Below are 22,105 nucleotides of genomic sequence, written 5' to 3' on the forward strand. Positions count from 1 at the left end.
GTGATAGTGATAAGCCAAGCTCAGCATCATTACTCACGTCAGCTTTCTGGATTAAGAATTTGCCTGGCGGCCATAGCGCCGTGGAACCACCTGATCCCATGCCGAACTCAGAAGTGAAACGCGGTAGCGCCGATGGTAGTGTGGCATTCGCCATGCGAGAGTAGGACACTGCCAGGCACCCAACATTGAAAGCCCGCTCAGATGAGCGGGCTTTTTTATTGGCTGAAATTCAAGTGCTTGGCTGTAATGGCTAGGTGATGCTTTCCTTCAGGCCCTTTCATTCGTTCATTTTTTCCCTGCTCTGATTCGGATTACTGCGCTATCCCGCGTTATATATCCCCGTCCATTTCGTTTGCTGGAGCTCACTAAAACCAAGATTTGGGTTCTGCTCAATACCACCTCAGCTTTGGGTTCCAATCCATGCTAATGCTAATGCTAATGCGCACCAGGCTTTTCTGCTATTCCCTTCCTTGATAATCACTATTGCTGGGATGGGGGATGACAAGAGGCACGGGATCCATAGACTGTCTCTTTCACGAGCAAGGAGCCGTGTATGTTGGGGATCCACGATCTGGCGTTGTTTATCGTATCTGGTTTGCTGTTGAACATGATGCCCGGGCCGGACTCCCTGCTTATCATGCTGCGCAGTGGCTCTCAGGGCTGGCGAGCGGGTTCCGTGGCTGCGCTGGGGATTGGGACGGGCACCATGGTGCATGTGTTGGCGGCGGCACTGGGGTTGTCGGCTTTGTTGAGCACCTCTGCTGAGCTGTTCGTCGTCATCAAGTTGATGGGGGCGTGCTATCTGGTCTACCTGGGGCTTTCCATGTTTTGGCAAGGTGCCAAGGCTCCTTCTGCCACCAAGGCTGCTGTAGCGTTGCCGGGGCTCTCTTATGGCCGGATCTATCGGCAGGGGCTGTTGACCAATGTGCTGAATCCCAAGGTTGCGCTTTTCTTCCTCGCCTTCGTGCCCCAATTTATCGCCCCCGATGCGCCGCAGAAGGCGCTGGCCTTCATCGTGCTGGGCTGCATCTTCAATTTCAATGGCATGATCTGGTGTCATCTGTTGGCATTCTCAACGGCCTATGCAAGTCGCAAGGTAAGGTTGCCAGCCCGGCTGGGAGCTTGGCTCAACCGTCTGATGGGGGGCCTCTTTGTGGGGATCGGTATCAAGCTGGCTACGGAGTGAGATTCTGCCATGAGAGACAACCGGGCATAGAAAAAGGCGTATCCCATCGCTGGAATACGCCTTCGTCTGCACTGTAGCAGGTCTGATCGAGATCAGTTCATGCCGTAGCGCTTGAGTTTCTTACGCAGGGTACCACGGTTGATGCCCATCATCACAGCGGCGCGGGTTTGGTTACCGCGGGTGTATTGCATGATCACGTCCAGCATGGGAGCTTCGACTTCGGAGAGGACCATATCGTACAGATCAATCACTTCCTGACCGTTCAACTGGGCCAGATAGTTACGCAAGGCCTGTTGCACAGAGTCACGCAGGGGGCGCTGGGTCGGCTCGGCAGCGTGATTGTGAGTAGTTGTTACCAATGCATCAGAAGTCAGGGTTTGTTCGAACATATTCGGTCGGCTCTTTAGTTATGCGTTAACCTAATCCATCGAAATACGCTTCGAGTGCCTCTAGTTGTGCGTCTGCACAATCCAGGGCATTGAAGTGCTTACGGAATTCTCGGCCCGCCTCTTCTTCATCCAGGTACCAGCCCACGTGTTTACGGGCAATGCGCGCTCCCAGATATGCACCATAAAACTGGTGCAGGTTGGTTACATGCTCGTTCATCAGGGTGCGAACCTCTTCCCTTTCGGGAGGCGGCAGCTTGGTGCCCGTTTCAAGAAAATGACGGATTTCCCGGAAAATCCAGGGTCGTCCTTGCGCTGCACGGCCGATCATCACGGCATCAACGCCGGTATAGTCGAGGACATACCGGGCCTTCTCCGGGCTGTCTATGTCGCCATTGGCGACAACAGGAATCGATACGGCCTGCTTAATCGCCTTAATCGTGTCGTACTCAGCGTGACCCCGGTAGAGGCAGGCACGGGTACGACCATGCACGGCGAGGGCCGCGATACCGCAATCTTCGGCGATTCGGGCGATCTCCTCGCCATTGCGGTTATCCGGATCCCATCCTGTGCGGATCTTCAAGGTAACAGGCACATCCACTGCATCCACTACGGCCCGGCAGATGGTTCTGACCAGATCGGGATGACGCAGCAGGGCGGAACCTGCCAACTTCTTGTTCACTTTTTTTGCTGGACAACCCATGTTGATGTCGACGATCTGAGCGCCCTGCTCCACGTTGTAGCGGGCGGCAAACGCCATCATCTCGGGGTCGGCTCCGGCAATCTGGACCGATCGCAAGCCACCTTCTGCAGAGTGATCCATTCTCATCCTGGTTTTCTGGGTATCCCAGACATCCGGGTTGGCCAGCAGCATCTCGGAAACGGCCATGCCAGCGCCCAATCGCAAACAAAGTTCACGAAATGGTCGGTCTGTTACACCGGCCATGGGAGCCACAATCAAGGGAGTTTCAAGCGTGTGGGGACCTATCTGCATTCCACGGTTACCATCGGCTTAGGGCGGCGTATATTACGCATTTTTTAGTCAGGAGAAAAGGTTAGTATTTGAGCGTCAGCCATTTTTTTCTGAAAAAAACGTCGCGCCAAGGCTTGCAAATTCAGGAGTGCTTGAAAATCAGGCATATTGTCGGGGTGAGTTTACGGGGTCAAATGAGAAAGTTACTCGACGATTTGCCTGTCCCCATCCGCTTGGGGTTTGCGCTATGATAGCGAGCTTGAATCGAGCAAAGGCTCCAAACAATTTTATTACAAACAGACTGGGGATGTATGACGTCAAGGTTCATCAAATCTCTCTACCCGTGTCTGCTGGGGGTCGTGCTGGGTTCTGCTCAGGCACAGCCGGTCAGTTTCGGCGAAGCCTGGAGTCGGGTCATCCAGCAGGATGACGGACTGGCGGCGGAACAGGCTGGTGTGGATCGGGCGAAACAGTTGCGTGAGGCTGCCAAGGCCATGTATCTGCCCAAGGTGGACGTGGGGGCCAGCTATACCCACCTCGATCAGCCGATGGAACTGGACATGACGGATCTCAACCCCATTGCCAGCCATCCGGAGCTGGGCGCAGGTCTGAGCAACATACTTGGGAGCATGGGGGTACACCTCAGTCCGGATGATTTTGTCACTCCGCTGACCAAGCAGAATGTGGTGACCAGCTCGGTCAAGATGCTCTGGCCGCTGTTTACCGGCGGTCGTATTGATGCCGCGCAGGATATCCGGCAGGCGCAGGTGAGCGAGGCGCAGCAGTTGCTGGTGCTCAAACAGCAAGCCACCTTTGAGAGCCTCTCCCAGACCTATTTCGGGTTGGTACTGGCGGCGCAGGTGGTGCAGACCAAGCAGCAGATCGAGGATGGGCTGGCTCATCATCTGGATCATGCCAGAAAGCTGGAGGCTCAGGGGCAGATTGCCAAGGTCGAGCGGCTGTCGGCCCAGTCGGCCTATGACAGGGCACGCATTGATACTCAGAAGTCCCGCCGCAGCCTGGAGATTGCCCAGTTGGCACTTGGCCACATGCTCAAGCTCAAGCAGGCTGAACCCAATACCCGGCTCTTCATTAACGACAGCATGCCACAACTCGATGCCTTCGTTGAGGAAACCCTGGCGGTGCATCCCGGCCTCAAGCTGTTGGCTGCCAAGAAGGAGCAGGCTCAGGGCATGATCTCGCTGGAGAAAGGCAAATATGCCCCCGAGCTGTTCCTGTTTGGTAACTACAACCTCTATGAGGATGATTCGCTGGTCTCCAAGACCACGCCGGACTGGCTGGTAGGGGTGGGCGTCAGCATGCCGCTGGTGAGCCGCGACGGCCGCTCCGAGACGGTACAAGCGGCCAAGAGCGCGGAGCTGCAAGTCAATCTGCTGCAAGCCAAGACCCGCCAGGATCTGGAGCTGCTGGTCGAGAAGACCTGGCGCGAGGCGGCGCAGGGGCTGGAAGAGTACCAGTCTCTCTCCTCCACTCAGGCGCTGGCCGAGGAGAACGTGTTGCTGCGGGATAAGGCCTTTGGTCAGGGGCTATCCACCTCGCTGGATGTGGTCGATGCCCAGCACCAGCTGGCTGGGGTCAAGACCCAGCGCGCGGCGGCGGCCTATCAATATGTGATCTCGCTGGCGCGCCTGTTGGCGCTCTCAGGCCAGATGAACAGTTTCAGCCAATACCAGCATGGTCAGGCGATAGAGGTGAATTCATGATCGCGGCCCTGTTTGTCCCGTTTTCCATGTCTGTTTCGACCGCCAAGGGTCGCCCGTTTGTCGAGGTGAATTCATGAGTCATCCCCCCATCAAGAAGACGATGAGCCAGGTCAAGCCGCTGCTGCTGCCGTTGGCGCTGGTCCTGCTGGTGATCTGGCTGGGCTGGCGTTTCTGGCTCGCCTATCAGCCCGAGCCGGTGCGCTTGCAGGGGCAGGTTGAGGCGCAGCAGTATTCGGTCTCCTCCAAGGTGGCGGGTCGCATCGACGAGGTGCTGGTGAAGAAGGGTGACCAGCTGGCCCGGGATCAGCTGGTCTTTACTCTGGCCAGTCCCGAGATCGAGGCCAAGCTGAGCCAGGCCAAGGCGGGACAGGCTGCAGCCGGAGCCATGGCCGAGGAGGCGGAGAAGGGCGCGCGCGCGCAGCAGATCGCTGGCGCCAAGGATCAGTGGCAAAAGGCGAGGGCGGCAGCCCTGCTGCGCGCCAAGACCTATGAACGCATTGCCAGTCTGCACCGGGATGGCGTGATGCCGTTGCAGAAACGGGATGAAGCCTGGACCGCCTGGCAGGCTGCCAAGTACAGCGAAGGCATGGCATGGCAGCAGTACCAGATGACCCTGGAAGGGGCGCGGGAAGAGACCAAGGTGGCGGCGCGCGAGCAGGCCAACATGGCGGCGGGCTCGGTGGCGGAAGTGGAGGCCTATCTGGCCGATACCCGCATCGCCAGCCCGCATGCAGGGGAGGTATCCCAGGTGCTGCTGCGCAGTGGCGAACTGGCGCCGCAGGGCTTCCCGGTGGTGACCCTGCTCGACATGCAGGATGCCTGGGCCCAGTTCCATGTGCGCGAAGATCTGCTGCCCCGCTTCTCGCTGGGCACAGAGTTCGATGCCACCATCCCGGGACTGGGTGAACAGACGGTGCGCTTCAAGGTGACTCACGTGGCTGTGATGGGGGATTTTGCCACCTGGCGCGCCACAGATACCCGTCAGGGTTTCGACATGAAAAGCTTCCTGGTGGAGGCTCGTCCCTTGCAACCGGTTGACGGTCTGCGAGTTGGCATGAGTGTGCTGGTCGAACTCTGATGAGACGTGAATGGCGGCGATTGTGGCAGGATCCGTTCGGTCTGGCCTTGATGAGCTGGGTTCCCTTGCTGTTGATGGGGGTGCTCTGCTGGATCTTCTCGGCCGGGCTGGCCCGGGATCTCAACGTTGGTCTGGTGGATCTGGATCAGAGCGTCCTTTCCCGTCAGCTGGCGTTCTCGCTGGACGGTTCCGCCGGCCTGCGCCTTGCCAGTCAGTTCGATTCCATCGACGAGGGGGCGCGCGCGCTACGCGGCGGTGATATCTATGCGCTGGTGGTGATCCCCAACCATCTTGAGCGGGATGCCCGTCAGGGTACCCAGCCGCAGGTGACAGTGTTCAACAACGGCCAGTTCATTCTGATCGCCAAGCTGGTCAACTCGGCACTGGCGCAGGTGGTGGGCACCCTCAACGGTCAGGTAGGCGTGCTGGCCGCCATGGCCGATGGCAAGATCATGCCTGGCGCGGTGGGGCAATCCGTGCCCATCAGCAACCAGGTGACTGCGCTTTACAACATCAACTCCAGCTATGCCCAGTTCCTGCTGAGTGCCTTGTTGCCGGCGGTGTGGCAGATCCTGCTGGTGCTCTATGGGATCAACGCCCTGGCCCGCACCGATCGATTGGGGCTGGACTGGACCGGCCAAGGGGTCTGGTTCGGCCTCTGGCGCATTTTGCTGCCTCATGTGCTGATCGGGTGGGCCTGGGGTCTGGCGTGGAGCCTGCTGCTGTTCAACGCGTTTGGCTATCCGATGCAAGGCAGCTGGCTGGTGCTGACACTGGGACTGGGGCTGGCTTCGGCCGCCTGCGTCAGCATGGGGGCCTTCTTCTACGGCGTCATCCGGGATCCGGCCCGCGCCCTGTCGCTGGCGGGCGCCTATACGGCACCCGGTTTTGCCTTTATGGGCGTGACTTTTCCAGTCAGCGCCATGGGGGATTTCGCTCGCCTCTGGCGTAGCCTCCTGCCCATCTCCCACTATGTGGAGTTGCAGATAGGGCAGGCCAACTACGGCCAGCCGCTCAGTGCTGCCCTGCCCCAGTTCGGGGCCTTGCTGCTGTTCCTGCTGCCCCTGTTGCTGGTTGTTCGTCGTTACCAGCAGCCGGCCGAGCTGGCGCGCCACACAGCCGATAAGGGGCCGACCTCATGCTAGGTTTTTGGGGGTTGATACGGCTTGAACCGTGCGGCTCTGCCACGCCGGGGAAGGAGTGGATGTCATGCTAGGTTTTTGGGATCTGGTAAGGCTCGAGTGGCGTACTCTGCTGGCCGATCGGGCCATCATGCTGACCCTGTTTGGTGGCGTCTTCTTCTACTCCTTCCTCTACCCGCAGCCCTACCTGCAGCAACTGCCCAGAGAAGAGCCTGTGGTGGTGGTCAATGAGGATGGCAGCCAGCTCTCCCGTCAGCTGGAGTTCATGGCCGATGCTACCCCGCAGGTGAAACTGGTGGCACGGGCCAGCAGCCTGGAAGAGGCGCGCCAGCTGCTGATAGCAGGGAAGGGGAGCGGCATACTGCACATTCCCCGCTACTTCTATCGGGATCTGATGCAGGGCAGGAGCGTCACCCTGAGCTATGCCGGTGATGCCTCCTACTTCCTGGTCTACGGCACCATTGCCGAGGGGCTGGCGCAGGCGGGGGGTACCTTGGCAGCGCAGGTGAAGGTGGCGCGGTTGCTGAGTCATGGCGAGGCACTGCCGCAGGCGGCCATGGGCTGGAATGCGGTCGGGCTCAATGTGCTGCCCGTGTTCAACCCCACCATGGGTTATGTGAACTACGTGGTGCCAGCGGTGTTTGTGCTGATCCTGCATCAGGTGCTGCTGATGGGGACCGGGATCCTGGGGGCAACCCAGAATCAGCGCAGCGGTCGCGGGGAGCCTGGCTATTGGGAGAGCGCCCCTGTGCTTGCCCTGCTGCTGGCCAGAACCCTGGTGGTGGGCGGGCTGTTCGTGCTGCCGGTGACCTACTTCTTCGGCTTCTGCTTCGATCACTACAACATTGTGCGCACCGCAGAGCCGGCCGAGTTGTGGCTGTTCACCCTGCCATTCCTGTTGGCGACCACCTGGCTTGGCATAGTGCTGGGGGCCCTGTTTACCCGGCGGGATCTGCCGACCCAGGTGGTATTGCTCTCTTCCATGCCGCTGGTCTTCCTGGCGGGTTTTATCTGGCCGCTGGAGCTGATCCCTCCTCCCCTCAACTGGCTGGCCCAGTGGGTGCCGAGCACGCCGGCCATCGAGGGCTTCTTGCGCCTCAACCAGATGGGGGCAGAGTTTGCCCAGGTTTCCCACTACTGGTGGCAGTTGTGGGGGCTGGCGCTGCTTTACGGTGGGCTGGCTTGTCTGTTGCTGCGCTGGCGTCAGCGGTCGCTTGGGGGGGAGGTGGTCGCGTCGGGCGGGGTGGCTGCGGAGACGAAAACCGAGCGTGGCCCCTCTGCCAGCTAGACGACATCAGTCTGTAAAACGGTCAGCCCGGGGGCTGACCGTTTTGTTATCCGGCTTGCTCACCCCCGGCTGAGGGTGGGATCGCCGATGGCGTAAATTTGTCCCACTGCCTGCTCATCGCTCAGCAGTTGCAATCCATGGGCTGCCACATCGGCACGGCGTACCAGACCGTGCACTTCGCTCCCCTGACTCAACACGGCTTGCCCGGTGGCCTCGCCATCCTGCAAGCCGGCCGGGCGAACTATGGTCCAGGTCAGCGCACTGGTCTGCAACCAGCTCTCCGCCAGACTCTTCAAACGTACCTCGTGACCGAAGGCGGCTCTGGCTCGTTCGGGCAAATATTGCCAGCTGTCACCACACCCGAGCGAGGTGACCAGCAGCAGGCGTTTGAGCCCGGCCAGCTCCATCTGATCGATTACCTGGCGGTTGCCTTGATAATCGACGGGGGCCGGTTGGCGGAAGCTACCGAGGGTCGAGATCACTCCGGCCTCGTTGCCTGCGAGTGAGCAAGCCTGCGCGACGGCCTGATGGTCGAGGGCATCTCCCTCAACGACCTCGACCCCCAATACGCGCAGCTCGGCGGCCAGCGCGGGGTTACGGACCAGGGCCACGACCCTGTGGCCCTGGCGCAGGGCGTGCTCGGTGAAGGCGCGGCCCAGCCCGCGGCTGGCTCCGAAGATAAGTGTGGTTGGCATTGTGCTGCTCCCTGTGGCGAAAGGGTTAGCCTAGAGGGTTGGCACTGCGCTGTAAATGAGAGTTGTTTTTATTTGAGGGGCAAGCAGGGGAAATACGGCGAGCGGCGGGCCGCTGGCCCGGGCTCGCACAGGATCAGCCGTTGTAGTGGCCTATGTTGGGGCGACGGCTGGGGCCGCTCAGGTGGATATCCACCGGATTGAACGCCTTGATCGCCTCGAAGCTGAAGTCGCCGATGGCTTGATGCAGGCTCTGCGGGCTGTGGTTGGTGATGATGATGACGCTTTTGGACAGGTTGCGCCGGCGGCGCAGCAGGTGGCCGAGGAAGCTGGACTGGCTCTCTGCCATCTTGGCGCGGTTGGCCGATACCTCGTCGATGATCAGCAGGTCGACCTCTTCCAGCGCGCGGCGGTACTGGTTGCGCTCCTCCTGATCCTGGATCACGTTGAAGAAGAGGCGATCCACGATAGAAGCCCACTGCTGGAAGATCACCGATTTTTGGTGGCGCTCGATCAGCTCATGGGCCACGGCGCCCGCCAGGGTCGACTTGCCGGTGCCGTAGTCGCCATAGATCAGCATGCAGCCGCCGCCGCTCTTCTCCCAGTGCTCGAAGCCGCTGATGAAGTAGCGGGCCGTCTCCATGGGGTATTGCAGTGCCGGATCGCTGGCATCCATTTTCTCGAATACCCAGTCCGGGTTGAGGTCGGCCTGGGCGATCAGTTTCTGGATCCGCTCCTGGCGAGCGGCTTTTTGCAGCTCGCGCACCTCGGCGTTGGCCTTGGCGTCGTACTCCTTGCGCAGGGTCTCGTAGTCGTACTGGCTGCCACCAGTCTGGGCCTGCAGGCGACGAATGCGCTCCAGCAAGCCGCCCACGTGCTGGCTCAGCTCGGTGTCGTGCACCCGGTGGTCCTGTTTGGCCTTGGCGATTCTTTTGCGCTTGGCTTCGATCTCTTCCAGCTCCTGGCGCAGGGGATCTTGCGGGTCAGTCATGGAATGCTCCTTCTGCTGGGTCAGGGATGGGGTGACAAGGCACTGATTTTGCCTGCTGGCAGGGGCCGCTATCAATCATTATCCGGCGCCTGTTCCTCGGTCTGCACTTGGGCCAGCCGTTTAGCCTCTTCTATCATCTGCTGTGCCCGCTTGCTCGGGCCTGAATCTGCCGGGGCTGACGTGACCTGCTGATAACCTTTCGCCTCCATCGGCTGGCGACGGACGTACCGGCGGGTCTTGAGGGCTCGAATGAACTTGAGCATCCACTGATGCTGGGAGTCGAACACTTCGGGTCTGCCCAGCCAGTAGGCGATGAACTCCCCCAGATCCTCTTCGTTGTAGCTGGCATCGATCACCCCGCACAGGCGGGCGAGGGCGGGCAGCTCCTCATCCGGACGCCACTGCAGGTGCATCTGAAAGGGGCGCTCCGGCAGCGGGCTGCGCACCTTCTGGGTCAGCAGCGGCAGCAGGAACGGGCACTGATGGTAGTGCTCACTGTCAGCCTGCGCCTCGACCTGCAGCAATCCTGCCTCCATCAGCTCGTCGAACAGCTCGGTCAGCTGGCGGGCGTTGACCTGGAAACAGAAGCCGCTGGGATCGCCGGGATCGACCACCGCCAATGACCGCCCAAGTTCGGGATAGTTGAGCCGGGCCAGCTGATTTTCCTGTACCAGTCTGCGCAGCTGCAGGGTATAGAGGCTGCGAGCCGGATGGGATAATCTGGGATGGGCAAGGGCGCTGTATTCGGCTGGTGTCATGGTGCTCTTCACGATCTGGAGTGGGGGGCATTATCCCCTATGGCGGGGTCTCATACAATTCGTGCTGCTCGGGCAGGGGCCCTGCTGGCCTCTGTTTTTCGGTCGGGAATGAGGTTTGGTTCTGCTCAGGTGGAAATAGCGGGCGTGAGATGAGCCTAGCATTCGTACTTGCATGACGCCTTTTGTGGGGGGCTGGTTGGTCACAATACCAGCATTTTCACCAAGGCCATGGTGCTGTGCGGGAGGTATTACCTGCTCTTTTTCAAATAGTTGGCTGCCAGGATAGTCATATTGCATGCCAGCCACGTCGATTATGCAATCATCTGATTGGTCAAGCCCACTCCTTATGGTCTAGGCTTATTAATCAAATAACTGATTGACTAATAAGAGCTTTATCAAGATGTCAAAAGCCGGACTACGGATCTTGGTGGTGGAAGATGAAGCGGTTTTTCGCCACTCGCTGGTAACTTATCTCGAGCATGACGGGGCGTGTGTGTTTCAGGCCGAGGATGGGATTGAAGGCCTCTCTGCCGCCGCGCTCTACCACCCCGATATAGTATTGTGCGACCTGAACATGCCCAACATGGATGGCCATGAGGTCATCGCCTGCCTGTCTGCCCGCTATCCCCATATCCCCGTTATCATCATTTCCGGGCAAAGCAAGATGGAGGCGGTAGAGCGTGCGCTGCGCGCCGGTGCCCGCGATTTTCTGCTCAAGCCGATCTCGGACTTCGACCAGGTAGGTCGCAGCATAGATCAGTGTCTGGCGGCCAACTATGGTCACGGGCAGCAACTGGAGTTGATGGATCACATCGACTTTTTTCGCGATCACGACAAGGCGGCCACCCGTCTGCTCGCCTGGTTGAGGCCGCCCGGCTTGCAGGAGTGGGGCCCCTGGCAGGTGACGTTCGAGGGGATGGGCAACCTGTTCATTCCGGATACCTTCAAGCTGGATGACAAGCTGCTGGTGCTGGTGATGGAGCTGCCGGTCTTCGGGGTGGATGCCGCCTTCTGTGGCGCTCTGGTGCGTTCCCTGATGAATGCCCCCTATCGCCAGTTTCAGCACAAGGAGAGTCTGCTGCTGACCCAGCCGCACCGGCTGCTCGATTACCTGAACCTGCAGCTCATCGAATCCGGCTTGCGCCACTCTTTCGCCATGGCCGCCCTGCTGTTTGATCAGGAGGATGGCCTGGTGTTTGCCAATGCCGGGCTCACCTCACCGCACTGGTTGATGCGCTCCGGCGGCTTGCCGCTCGGCTTGCTGCGCAGCAGCCATTACGCGCTGCACAAACGCAGTTGGCACGAGCCGTTTGATCTGCAGTTTCGCAGCGACAGCGGCAGCGCCCTCCATGTGCAGGTTCGCCACCACTGAGGCCGATTTCGTCGCAGACAAAAACAAACAGGGCGCCCAGTGGGCGCCCTGTTTGTTCATCACAATCCGAGCCGGTTAGACGGTAGCAGACTGCAGTTTCTTGTCGTGCTCTTCTGGCTCTTTGGCCGGACCTTCGGCACCGTGCATCCAGTAGACCAGGCGGTTGGCCATGGCCAGCAGGATCAGGGCGCTGATCACGGCGGCGATGGCGATGCCGCCGAAGATGGCAATGGCGCCGGACTCACCGACGAAGGAGCCGACGAAGCCGGCGATGTAGTTGGCCAAGGCATTGAAGCCGAACCAGACTCCCATCATCAGAGAAGCCAGACGCAGCGGTGCCAGCTTGGTCACCATGGAGAGGCCGATCGGGGAGAGGCAGAGTTCACCCAGGGTGTGGAACAGGTAGGCTCCGACCAGCCAGAACATGGAGGTCTTGACGGCCTGATCGCCGCCTTGCTGCAGCACGGCACCGATCATGAACAGGAAGCCCACGGCCAGGAACAGCAGGCCCATGGCGAACTTCACCGGGGAGTTCGGCTCTTTGCTGCCGAGCTTGATCCAGATGGCCGCGACTATGGGGGCGAGCGTGATGATGAAGAAGGGGTTCAGGGACTGGAACCAGGCGGTCGGTACTTCGAAGCTGCCGATCATGCGGTCGGTATACTGCTGCGCATACAGGTTCATCAAACCACCGGCCTGTTCGAAGCCTGCCCAGAAGATGATGGTGAACAGACTCAGTACCAGGATGACCTTGATGCGATCCACTTCCTGCCTTGTCAGCGGCGCCTTCTGCTCCTTGGAGCGTTGCTCGGCGGCGCGCTGGGCGGCCGGCACACGACCTATATCACCCAGGAAACGCTGCGCCATGGTGGCCTGGACTACCAGGGAGAGCAGCATGCCGATACCGGCGCTGACGAAGGCGGCCTGCCAGCCGTAGGCGGTGGCGGCGGCGCCACAGATCACACCGGCCAGCAGGGAGCCCAGGTTGATGCCCATGTAGAAGATGGTGAAGGCGCCGTCACGACGGTGGTCACCTTCCTTATACAGGTCACCCACCATGGTGGAGATGTTCGGTTTGAACAGACCGTTACCCAGGATCAACAGAGCCAGGCCCGCGTAGAAGAGGTTGTTGACCATCTCCGGGAACATGGCGTGTGGCAGGGCCAGGGTGAATTGTCCCGCGGCCATGAAGATGGCACCGATCAGGATTGCTCGGCGTTGGCCGAGGAAGGTATCCGCCAGCCAGCCACCTATGATGGGGGTGATATAGACCAGACCGGTATAGATACCATACAGCTTGAGGGCGTCAGCTTGGGTCCAGCCCATGCCGCCGTTGGCAGTCATGTCAGTCAGATAGAGGACGAGCACGGCACGCATGCCGTAATAGGAGAATCTTTCCCACAGTTCGGTACTAAAGAGCAAAAAAAGCCCTTTGGGGTGACCTAAAAAGGTCCCTTTGGACGGATTATTCATTGGAACTTCCACCTGTGTTTTATATTTTTTTAGGAATCTTATGCAAGGGCTAGGAACAAGCCTTAATCCTTATAAAACAAGCGGAATTAAATTACAATATTATGATTTAACGATATTTAATCTATCAATGGTTGAATTTTTGTTTATAAAATGAAAGGGAAGGGCATCGAACGATGCCCAGCATATAATGCTATTAACAGGTCAAATATCCATCCATTACAACTGTTTGACGAACTGTTTCAGCCACGCAATGAATTCACCGTTCAGTTCCGGGTGGCGCACGGCATATTCCACGTTGGCTTTCATATAGCCCATCTTGCTGCCGCAGTCATGACTGCGACCCTTCATGAAGTAGGCGTTGACTTGCTCCTGTTCCATCAGCATGGCGATGGCATCGGTCAGCTGGATCTCGTCACCGGCACCGGCCGGGGTACGTTCCAGCAGCGGCCAGATGTTGGAGGAGAGCACGTAGCGGCCGACCACGGCCAGATTGGAAGGGGCCTCGTCACGGGGCGGCTTCTCGACGATGGCCTGCATCGGCAGGGACATGCCTTCGCTCAGGGCCTCGCCCTTGATGTCGGCGATGCCGTATTTGTCCACTTCACTGTCGGGGACAGCTTCCACCATGATCTGGCTGATCTGATCCTCCTCGAACATGCGCACCATCTCGGCCAGGTTGTCCTGCTTGAGATTGCTGGCCACTTCATCGATCAGCACGTCAGGCAGCAGGACCACAAACGGGTTGTCGCCGATCAGCGGGTGGGCACACAGCACGGCATGACCCAAGCCTTTGGCTTCGCCCTGGCGGACGTGCATGATGGTGACGTCTTTGGGGCAGATGTGTTGTACCTCTTCCAGCAGCTGCCGCTTGACCCGTTTTTCCAGGGTCGCTTCCAGTTCGAAGCTCTTGTCAAAGTGGTTCTCGATGGAGTTCTTGCTCGAGTGCGTGACCAGGATGATCTCCTTGATGCCAGCGGCGATGGCTTCGCGCACCACATACTGGATCAGCGGCTTGTCGACCACCGGCAGCATCTCTTTCGGGATGGCCTTGGTGGCAGGCAGCATGCGGGTGCCCAAACCGGCGACAGGAAGAACGGCCTTGCGTACAACGAGCGGTGTCTTTTTCATGGAGAGAGTCCAGAGATACAAAGTGGACTCATGATACCCGAAGAAAAATAGGGCAGCCACAGGCTGCCCTCATGATGGGGGAGGTCCCAAGCGGTTACTTGACGATGATCATGTCCCGATTTGCTTCCAGGGTTGCCGGCCCTATGCCACTGACATCGGCCAGTTGGTCGACCGTGGTGAACTTGCCCTGCTTCTCGCGAAAATCGACGATAGCTTGGGCCTTCTTCTCGCCGATCCCCTTGAGGGCAGTTAACTCATTGATGTTCGCCGTATTCAGGTTCACCTTGCCGCTCTCCTTTGCGGTGGTGACTGTGGTGGCTGGCTTGGCAACCGGCTTGTCAGCAGCCAGCAGAGGCTGGCTCAGCAGGGGCAGGCAGCTCAGCAGCAGGGTGGCGGTCAGGGTCTTGTAGTTCATGGCTTCACGTCCTTGTGTTGTGTGGGGTTGCTATTGAGAATTAGCCGAGTTACGCCATTTTTTGTCTGTCAGATATGACAGGGTTATAACTCAGCTAAATCGGCTATAACCCATGCCATTCCAAAATGGGTACACTGTGCTAACCATTTGACCAGGATGTCTTTTCGATGTTTTTCCCTGCAATTTCCGAGCTGGAGCCCATAGCCCGCGCCGCCGGTGACGCCATCATGGCCATCTATAGTCAGCCTTTTACGGTGGAGTACAAAAGCGATGAGAGCCCGCTCACGGCTGCCGACAAGGGGGCTCACGAGGTGATAGTGCAGCGGTTGGCCGGGCTCACCCCGCAGATACCCGTGCTGTCGGAAGAGTCCGGTCCCGAGGTGATGGGGTTGCGCCATGGCTGGTCACGCTACTGGCTGGTGGACCCGCTCGACGGTACCAAGGAGTTTGTCTCCCGCAACGGCGAGTTCACCGTCAATATCGCGCTGATCGAGGATGGCAAGCCGCTGTGGGGCCTGGTCTATGCCCCCGTGCTGGACAGGCTCTGGTATGGCGGCAAAGGGGGCGGGGCCTGGCGGGTGGCCGATGGCAAGCGTGAGTCCATCCAGACTCAGCCGCATCAGGAAGGAACGGCATGGCGGGTGGTGGGCAGCCGCAATCACCTGTCCCAGGCAACCCTGGATTATCTGGCGCGCTTTGGTGACATAGGGCGGGGCGAGATTGAGCTGGTTTCCATGGGCAGCTCCCTCAAGTTCTGCATCATCGCCGAGGGGGGCGCGGAGCTCTATCCGCGCCTTGCTCCGACTTGCGAGTGGGATACCGGCGCGGCACAGGCAGTGCTGGAAGGGGCCGGAGGCAGCGTGACCCAACTCGATGGTTCACCCCTTGCTTACAACAAGCCTGACATCCTCAACCCCTGGTTTGTCGCCCGGGCGTGAGCCCGCTTGTGATACCGTAGAATAGAAAGAGGCCGGACTTGGTTGAACACCAGCGTCCGGCCTCTTTGCATCTTGGGAATGGCGTTCTGTTAGAACACCTTTTTGAACGGTTTGATGGTCACCTTGGCGTAGACACCGGCCGCCATATAGGGGTCGGCATCGGCCCAGGCTTTGGCGTCAGCCTGCGAGGCAAACTCTGCGATGACGGTACTGCCGGTAAAGCCCGCATCGGCCGGATCGTCGGCATCGATAGCCGGGTTGGGGCCAGCGGTCAGCAGGCGCCCTTCATCCTGCAGCGCTTGCAGCCGGGCCAAGTGGGCAGGGCGAACCTGCTTGCGCAGTGGCAGGCTATTTGGGACATCTTCGGAGTAGATGAGATACCACATGAGAGGATCCTTTTCTGATGAGGGTTATTATTTCAGCTCGTTCTTTTGTTCGGCAGGGATGTGGCGGTAGAGATAGACGCCACTGAGCAGGGTAAAGACCAGCGTCATCCCCAGCAGGCCGAACACCTTGAAGTTGACCCACATCTCTTGCGGCATGTTGAAAGCCACGTAGAGGTTGAGCATGCCACAGACGGTAAAGAAGCCAACCCAACCGAGGTTGACCTTGTCCCAGACGGCATCGGGGGCTTGCAGCTCTTTGGCCAGCATCTGTTTGATCAGGTTCTTGCCAAAGCCGTAGCGGCTGATGAGCAGACCCAGCGCGAACAGCACATTGATGATGGTCACTTTCCACTTGATGAAGGTGTCATCGTGGAAGAACACGGTGAGGCCGCCGAAGAAGCCGACCAAGATGAAGGTGAAGAGCTGCATTTTCTCGACCTTGCGATAACGCACCCAGCTGTAGATGAGTTGCAGACCGGTCACCACGACCAGGGCGCCGGTGGCCGTGTAGATGTCGTAGAACTTGTAGACCGCGAAGAAAACGATAAGTGGAATAAATTCAATAAATTGCTTCATGTCTGGCGCGTAGCCCTCAAGAGTAGACCTCAAAATTTTGTCCAGTTTACCTGCCCGATGGGCAACGGCAAATGAATAAGACCGCCCATTTTACGTCCCGTTCCCTGATGCGGCGCTAGCCAAATAGCTGGCGGGCAAGGGGCTCGCCCAACCGTTTTTGATCCGCCAGTAGCTCGCGGATGTGGCGCTCTTCGATAAGCGGGTTGAGCAGCACGGCGCGCAGCAGGGTGAGCGGCTGGGCGCCGTAGCGTCCCACCGCCCGCTGGGTGCGGGAGACAAAGCTGTACCCCTCGGCCCGCTGGGCTTTCTGCAGGGCTACGTTGAAGTCGTTGATCTGCGCATTGGCTGCTTCGTTCAGCGCCTTGCCCTGCAGGTGGGGCGGAATGCAGCGGTAGGAGAGCAGGTTCATCACCGGTGCCGACATCAACTCGAAAGCGGGGTCGCTTGCGATGAGCGCTGCCATCAGACGGGCGCGGTCGTAGTTGGCCTCGATGAGATGGGCGTAACCCTGCTGGCCAAACAGCTGGAAGGCGGCATCCAGATAGAGCGCATTGGCGGGGCGGGTGCCCTCCAGGGTAAAGCGGCCCTGATCGAACGAGGTGGCTCGAATGGCGTAGGGAGCCTCTCGCTTGACCGCCATCATCAGATCGGGCTGGCGGCAGAGCAGCATGCCGGTGCCGAGCGGCACCAGTAGTTGCTTGTGACCATCCAGCGTGACGGTGTCGGCCCGCTCAATGCCGGTCAGCAGGTTCTGATAGCGGGGGGAGAAGAGGGTCGGGCCACCCCAGGCGGCATCCACATGAAAATGGATCTGCTCGCGCTCGGCGATGGCCGCCAGCTCTGGCAGCGGATCGATGGAGCCAAAGTCGGTGCTGCCCGCCACGCCAATCAGTGCCAGCACTTTGAGTTTCTGTTCCTTGCACTGGATCAGCGCTTGCTCCAGCGCAGCCAGACTGAGCCGGTTCTGCTCGTCGGTTTCAAGACGCCAGACACTGTGCGCCCCCAGTCCCAGCAGGTCCATCCCCTTGTCGAAGGAGTAGTGCATCAGCCGGGAACCCAGAATGACAGCGCCGCGATAACCCTGCTCATAGAGGGCGAACAGGTTGTCGCCGCAGGCGCGGTTGCGGGCCAGCCACAGCGCCGTGACGTTGGCGATGGTGCCGCCGCTGGTCATGACGCCGAGGGCGGCATCCTTGGCATGCATCTGCTCGCTGTAGAAGGCATCGTCCCAGCCATAGATGAGGCGGTGCAGCTTGGCCAGCACCTCCCGCTCCAGAAAGCTGAGCAGGCGGGAGGACTCCATCTTCATCGGATTTTGGTTCAGCATCACCAGCAGGCGCGACAGCTCGGCGGTATAGGCCGGCAGTGGTGCCGTCATGTGGCCCATGTAGCGTGGCGAGGTGAGGTGAGAGGCGCCGGGTACCAGGGTGGCCAGCCGCGCCAGATAGTGCTGGATGGAGAGGCCGACCGCAGGCATGCGGGATTGATCGAGCTGGTGGGCGAACTGGTCGCGCTGGTAGGGGGCCTGACTGTCATCCGAGTGGTGAAATTGTGCCAGCATGGCGCTCATTGCGTCGCCAAAGGCTGCATCCGGTTGTGTAAACAGCTCAGTCAACTTCATCAGGTTCTCCAGACCGGGTTGCCAGGTAGCCACTGTGTGGTGAGCCGCCGTGGCGGCAACAGCTACGTGGGCATCGGCCGCAGAGCATACACCAAAGGCAAACGGGTGACAGCCATGAGCGCTGGCCAAATCAGATCCCATCCTATTTAAGCTAACACTTGTACTCTGAAATGGCGGCGGCTAGAGTGAGCCCAGTTTGGGCAGGAGTATGCAATGAGCAGTGTGACGGATTATTCTCCCCGCGAGGAGTTGGCCAATCGCCTCAGCCACGGTTTGGGGCTGGTGTTTGGGATCCTGGGATTGATCTTGTTGTTGAACAAGGGCTGGGAGCAGGGCACCCAGGCGCTCATCAGCTATAGCCTCTATGGCGGCAGTCTGGTGCTGCTCTATCTCGCCTCGACCCTGTATCACAGCATGGCTGAAGGGGCCGCTAGGCGCTGGTGCAAGGTGTTTGATCACTGCGCCATCTATCTGCTGATCGCCGGGACCTATACCCCCTTCCTGCTGGTGGCGCTCGATACTCCGCTGGCCCAGGGACTGATGGTGGTGATCTGGGCGCTGGCACTGGCGGGGGTGGTGTTCAAGTTGCTCTTCATCAATCGCTTCAAGAAGTTGTCGCTGTTTACCTACTTGATGCTGGGCTGGTTGTCGCTGGTGGTCATTTATCAGCTTTACCTCCATCTGGAGGGGGAAGGCTTGCTGCTGCTCGGGCTCGGTGGTCTCATCTACAGCCTTGGGGTCATCTTCTATGTGGCCAGACAGATCCCTTATAACCACGCCATCTGGCATCTGTTTGTGTTGGGTGGCAGTGTTTGTCACTTTATGGCCATTTATGGTTATGTCGCTTAACTAGCCCTTAATTGGTATATATTGCCGCTCAAAAGGATAAATTCGTGCGGTATCACACAGTTGGCGTTGGCGTTTGCTGACAAGCTAAGGACAGTTCAATTCGCAAAGGATGCACGAAATGAGTGATATCGCGCTTTCCATCAGCATGTTGTCGCTGGTGGCAGTGCTGGGGCTCTGGCTGGGCAACTGGCGAGTCTATGGCGTTGGCTTGGGGATCGGAGGTGTGCTATTTGGTGGCATCATAGTTGGCCACTTCGCCGGCCTCTCCGGTCTCGCACTGGATGAACAAACTCTGCACTTCATTCAGGAGTTCGGCCTTATCCTGTTTGTCTACACCATAGGCATCCAGGTCGGTCCCGGCTTCTTCTCCTCCCTGCGCAGTTCTGGCCTCAAGCTGAATGGCTTCGCCGCCCTGCTGGTGCTGCTTGGCTGCTTGGTCGCGGCTGCGCTGCATCAACTGTTTGACGTGCCGCTGCCAGTGATCCTGGGGGTATTCTCCGGCGCCGTGACCAACACGCCTTCCCTTGGTGCGGGTCAGCAGATCCTGGCCGAGCTGGGCGCCGCGCCCGGTTCGACCGGCTTGATGGGCATGGGATATGCCGTCGCCTATCCGTTCGGCATCTGCGGCATTCTGCTCACCATGTGGCTCATTCGCATGTTTTTTCGCATCAAAATCGACGAAGAAGCAGCCCAGTTCGAGCAACAAGCCGGCAAGACCAAGGAGAGCCTGCAGACCATCAACATCGCGGTGCGCAACCCCAACATGCACGGCCTGATGCTGGGGGAGATCCCGAGCCTGGACGAAGCCGATGTCATCTGTTCCCGCCTCAAGCGCGGCGATGAGCTGATGGTGCCGCGGCCGGACTCGCGCATCGAACTCGGCGACCTGTTGCACCTGGTGGGTGAACGGCATGCGTTGCACAAGGTGCTGCTGGTGCTGGGGGAGGAGGTGGATACCTCGCTCTCGACCCGAGGCACCGATCTGCGGGTGGAGCGGGTGGTGGTGACCAACGAGCAGGTGCTCGGCAAGAAGATCCGCGATCTCGACATCAAGCAGAAGTACGATGTGGTCATCTCGCGCCTCAATCGGGCCGGTATCGAGCTGGTGCCGACCAGTCAGACCAGTCTGCAGTTTGGTGACATCCTCAATCTGGTGGGGCGACTCGACGCCATCGAAGCGGTGACCAATGTGGTGGGCAATGTGCAGCAAAAACTGCAGCAGGTACAGATGCTGCCTGTGTTTATCGGTATTGGTCTTGGCGTGCTGCTCGGTTCTATCCCCTTCTATCTGCCCGGGTTCCCGGCGGCACTCAAGCTCGGTCTGGCGGGCGGCCCGCTGGTGGTGGCATTGATCCTGTCGCGGATCGGCAGCATCGGCAAGCTCTACTGGTTCATGCCACCGAGCGCCAACCTGGCGCTGCGGGAGATCGGCATAGTGCTATTTCTGGCCGTGGTGGGCTTCAAGTCAGGCGCCGGTTTCATCGACACCCTGATCAACGGTGATGGTCCGGCCTGGATGATGTACGGTATGGCAATCACCCTGATCCCGTTGCTGGTGGTCGGTGTGCTGGCCCGCCTGTATGGCAAGATGAACTATCTCACCCTGTGCGGATTGCTGGCCGGTTCCATGACGGATCCTCCCGCCCTGGCGTTTGCCAACGGTATGCATCCCACCAGTGGCGCCAGCGCCCTGTCGTATGCCACTGTTTACCCTTTGGTGATGTTCCTGCGGATTATCTCCCCCCAGTTGCTCGCCATTTTGTTGTGGGCGGGCGCCTGATCATGACCTGGACGGGAACACAGCCATGCGCTCCCGTCATCTAAATGCAAGATATTGATAATATTTATTTTATTGATTTATTCCCCCCGTCATTAACTCTCCTGTTTAACCGGCCGTTCCAGCTTCAAATCAGGCTATCCATTCGAATTTTCTAACTGGTTTCTGGCGTCGTTCACAGGCACATTAGACAGTGGAATATTGCATGCCAATAGAGATTCAGGAGAGAATATGAGCAGCCACAATATCGCATTGGATCAGGACGTCGTCGTTACCCAGTTGACAGGCAAGGTTTACCTGGTCGCCGCAGATGGCAGCCAGAGGCCGCTCGCCGAAGGCGATATCCTGCCAAAGGATGCGGTGCTGATCACTCCTGAAGGCGCCAGCTTCAAAGGCGGCAATCAGACGTTCACCCTGAGCCCGACCAACGAGCAGCAGGCTGAGGATGACATGTCTAAAGAGCTGCTGCTTGCCCAGAATGTGCCGATCGGCAATCCCGATGACATAGCGGCCCTGCAACAAGCCATTCTGGCTGGCGCCGATCCGACCAAGGCATTTGAAGCGGCGGCGGCCGGCGGTGCTGCCGCAGGCGGCGGCAATATTGGCGGTGTGGCGGGCGCTAGCGGTAACGGGGGTTTCGTCACCATAGAGCGTACCGGCGATGCCACCATAGCGGAAGCGGGATTTGATACCGCCACCCAGGCTGACACGGGTGTGATTGGCGATGCGTTCGCGGGCGAGGAAAATCAGCTGTTCGACCTGGTGCCACCGGTGATCACAGTCTTTGCTCCGGACAATACCAATGACACGACCCCGACCCTGACTGGTACCACTGATGCCCCCGCAGGCAGCACTGTGACCCTGCTGGTTACGGATGCTAATGGCAATCAACAGACCCTGACCACGACCGTCAATCCGGATGGTACCTTCAGCGTTGATGTCACCACACCGCTGGCGGACGGATCCTACACTGTCACCGCCAATGTCACAGATCCTGCCGGCAACACCGGCACAGCCACCGATGATGGCAGCGTGGACAGCACGGCTCCATCCATCACAGTGGATGCGCCCGACAACACCAACGACACAACCCCTACCATCACAGGGACCACGGATGCTACCCCTGGCAGTACAGTGACTCTGGTGGTCACGGATGCCAATGGCAACCAGCAGACCCTGACTGCGACTGTTCAGCCGGATGGGACTTACAGCACGGATGTGATCTCTCCGCTGCCGGACGGTGACTATGACGTAACCGCTAGCGTGACCGACCCTGCCGGCAACACAGCCACTGCTACCGATGATGGCAGCGTGGATGTGACAGCACCAACGCTGGCCATCACGCTGGATGC

Annotated in this window: 21 protein-coding genes and 1 rRNA gene; 11 read left to right on the forward strand and 11 right to left on the reverse strand. The window is 59.3% G+C overall.

Translation table 11 applies throughout. The annotated features are described in order from the left end of the window. Positions 1-62: 62 nt before the first annotated feature. Positions 63-177: ribosomal RNA gene (rrf, locus tag BN1129_RS18600) — 5S ribosomal RNA — on the forward strand. 376 nt (positions 178-553) lie between these two features. After that, positions 554-1,186, forward strand: a complete 633-nt coding sequence (locus BN1129_RS18605; RefSeq protein ID WP_042038570.1) for a LysE family translocator — start codon at positions 554-556, stop codon at positions 1,184-1,186. 92 nt (positions 1,187-1,278) lie between these two features. On the opposite strand, the gene fis is transcribed toward BN1129_RS18605, so the two are convergent. Then, positions 1,279-1,575, reverse strand: a complete 297-nt coding sequence (gene fis, locus BN1129_RS18610; RefSeq protein WP_005309538.1) for a DNA-binding transcriptional regulator Fis — start codon at positions 1,573-1,575, stop codon at positions 1,279-1,281. Between the two features lie 25 nt (positions 1,576-1,600). Continuing rightward, entirely contained in the window at positions 1,601-2,566 is a 966-nt protein-coding gene (gene dusB, locus BN1129_RS18615; RefSeq protein WP_042038571.1) for a tRNA dihydrouridine synthase DusB, read from the reverse strand. 290 nt (positions 2,567-2,856) lie between these two features. Between dusB and BN1129_RS18620 the strand changes: the two genes are divergently transcribed. From BN1129_RS18620 to BN1129_RS18635, 4 genes are all read left to right on the forward strand, one after another. Further along, a complete protein-coding gene (locus BN1129_RS18620) occupies positions 2,857-4,269 on the forward strand; it encodes a TolC family protein (RefSeq protein ID WP_042038573.1) in 1,413 nt (470 codons plus the stop codon). A 73-nt stretch (positions 4,270-4,342) separates the two neighbouring features. Then, entirely contained in the window at positions 4,343-5,347 is a 1,005-nt protein-coding gene (locus BN1129_RS18625; protein ID WP_084204696.1) for an HlyD family secretion protein, read from the forward strand. Further along, the gene (locus BN1129_RS18630; RefSeq protein WP_042038574.1) at positions 5,347-6,492 is read left to right on the forward strand and encodes an ABC transporter permease; all 1,146 of its coding nucleotides are present in this window, start codon (positions 5,347-5,349) and stop codon (positions 6,490-6,492) included. The genes BN1129_RS18625 and BN1129_RS18630 overlap by 1 nt, the downstream gene beginning before the upstream one ends. 64 nt (positions 6,493-6,556) lie before the next feature. Then, the gene (locus BN1129_RS18635) at positions 6,557-7,777 is read left to right on the forward strand and encodes an ABC transporter permease (RefSeq protein WP_042038575.1); all 1,221 of its coding nucleotides are present in this window, start codon (positions 6,557-6,559) and stop codon (positions 7,775-7,777) included. 59 nt (positions 7,778-7,836) lie between these two features. Here BN1129_RS18635 and BN1129_RS18640 read toward each other — a convergent pair whose 3' ends face one another. The 3 genes from BN1129_RS18640 to BN1129_RS18650 all read right to left on the reverse strand — a co-directional run bounded on the left by BN1129_RS18640 (position 7,837) and on the right by BN1129_RS18650 (position 10,218). After that, positions 7,837-8,472: an SDR family oxidoreductase gene (locus BN1129_RS18640; RefSeq protein ID WP_042038577.1), complete on the reverse strand. Its 636-nt coding sequence runs from the start codon at positions 8,470-8,472 to the stop codon at positions 7,837-7,839. Between the two features lie 133 nt (positions 8,473-8,605). Continuing rightward, entirely contained in the window at positions 8,606-9,460 is an 855-nt protein-coding gene (locus BN1129_RS18645; RefSeq protein ID WP_042038578.1) for a DnaA ATPase domain-containing protein, read from the reverse strand. 71 nt (positions 9,461-9,531) lie between these two features. Beyond that, positions 9,532-10,218, reverse strand: a complete 687-nt coding sequence (locus tag BN1129_RS18650) for a DnaT-like ssDNA-binding domain-containing protein (protein ID WP_042038579.1) — start codon at positions 10,216-10,218, stop codon at positions 9,532-9,534. Positions 10,219-10,618: 400 nt separating this feature from the next. Between BN1129_RS18650 and BN1129_RS18655 the strand changes: the two genes are divergently transcribed. Next, a complete protein-coding gene (locus BN1129_RS18655; protein ID WP_042038581.1) occupies positions 10,619-11,590 on the forward strand; it encodes a response regulator in 972 nt (323 codons plus the stop codon). A gap of 75 nt (positions 11,591-11,665) precedes the next feature. Here the strand turns inward: BN1129_RS18655 and BN1129_RS18660 are convergent, their stop codons facing one another. The 3 genes from BN1129_RS18660 to BN1129_RS18670 form a co-directional block, all read right to left on the reverse strand. Beyond that, positions 11,666-13,063 (reverse strand): peptide MFS transporter, encoded by a 1,398-nt coding sequence (locus BN1129_RS18660; protein ID WP_042038582.1) that lies wholly within the window; start codon positions 13,061-13,063, stop codon positions 11,666-11,668. Positions 13,064-13,279: 216 nt separating this feature from the next. Further along, positions 13,280-14,191 (reverse strand): UTP--glucose-1-phosphate uridylyltransferase GalU, encoded by a 912-nt coding sequence (galU, locus tag BN1129_RS18665; RefSeq protein ID WP_042038583.1) that lies wholly within the window; start codon positions 14,189-14,191, stop codon positions 13,280-13,282. 94 nt (positions 14,192-14,285) lie between these two features. Next, entirely contained in the window at positions 14,286-14,606 is a 321-nt protein-coding gene (locus BN1129_RS18670; RefSeq protein WP_042038584.1) for a ComEA family DNA-binding protein, read from the reverse strand. A 167-nt stretch (positions 14,607-14,773) separates the two neighbouring features. Here BN1129_RS18670 and cysQ point away from each other — a divergent pair, with 167 nt between their 5' ends. After that, positions 14,774-15,544 (forward strand): 3'(2'),5'-bisphosphate nucleotidase CysQ, encoded by a 771-nt coding sequence (gene cysQ, locus BN1129_RS18675; RefSeq protein WP_042038585.1) that lies wholly within the window; start codon positions 14,774-14,776, stop codon positions 15,542-15,544. 89 nt (positions 15,545-15,633) lie between these two features. Here cysQ and BN1129_RS18680 read toward each other — a convergent pair whose 3' ends face one another. The 3 genes from BN1129_RS18680 to BN1129_RS18690 all read right to left on the reverse strand — a co-directional run bounded on the left by BN1129_RS18680 (position 15,634) and on the right by BN1129_RS18690 (position 18,127). After that, positions 15,634-15,930, reverse strand: coding sequence for a YciI family protein (locus BN1129_RS18680; protein ID WP_042038586.1), 297 nt, complete (start codon positions 15,928-15,930; stop codon positions 15,634-15,636). Between the two features lie 27 nt (positions 15,931-15,957). Next, a complete protein-coding gene (locus BN1129_RS18685) occupies positions 15,958-16,506 on the reverse strand; it encodes a septation protein A (RefSeq protein ID WP_042038587.1) in 549 nt (182 codons plus the stop codon). 115 nt (positions 16,507-16,621) lie between these two features. Continuing rightward, entirely contained in the window at positions 16,622-18,127 is a 1,506-nt protein-coding gene (locus BN1129_RS18690) for an aminotransferase class V-fold PLP-dependent enzyme (protein WP_042038588.1), read from the reverse strand. Positions 18,128-18,340: 213 nt separating this feature from the next. On the opposite strand from BN1129_RS18690, the gene trhA reads away from it, so the two are divergent. From trhA to BN1129_RS18705, 3 genes are all read left to right on the forward strand, one after another. After that, entirely contained in the window at positions 18,341-18,976 is a 636-nt protein-coding gene (gene trhA / locus BN1129_RS18695) for a PAQR family membrane homeostasis protein TrhA (RefSeq protein WP_042038590.1), read from the forward strand. Positions 18,977-19,094: 118 nt separating this feature from the next. Then, positions 19,095-20,756 carry a putative transporter gene (locus BN1129_RS18700; protein ID WP_042038591.1) on the forward strand — a complete coding sequence of 554 codons (1,662 nt, stop codon included), beginning with the start codon at positions 19,095-19,097 and terminating at the stop codon, positions 20,754-20,756. Positions 20,757-20,984: 228 nt separating this feature from the next. Further along, positions 20,985-22,105: retention module-containing protein (locus tag BN1129_RS18705; RefSeq protein ID WP_042038592.1), on the forward strand; the 1,121-nt coding region annotated here is incomplete at its 3' end.

This window comes from Aeromonas popoffii (genome assembly GCF_000820025.1).
GTDB classification, from domain to species: Bacteria; Pseudomonadota; Gammaproteobacteria; order Enterobacterales; family Aeromonadaceae; genus Aeromonas; species Aeromonas popoffii.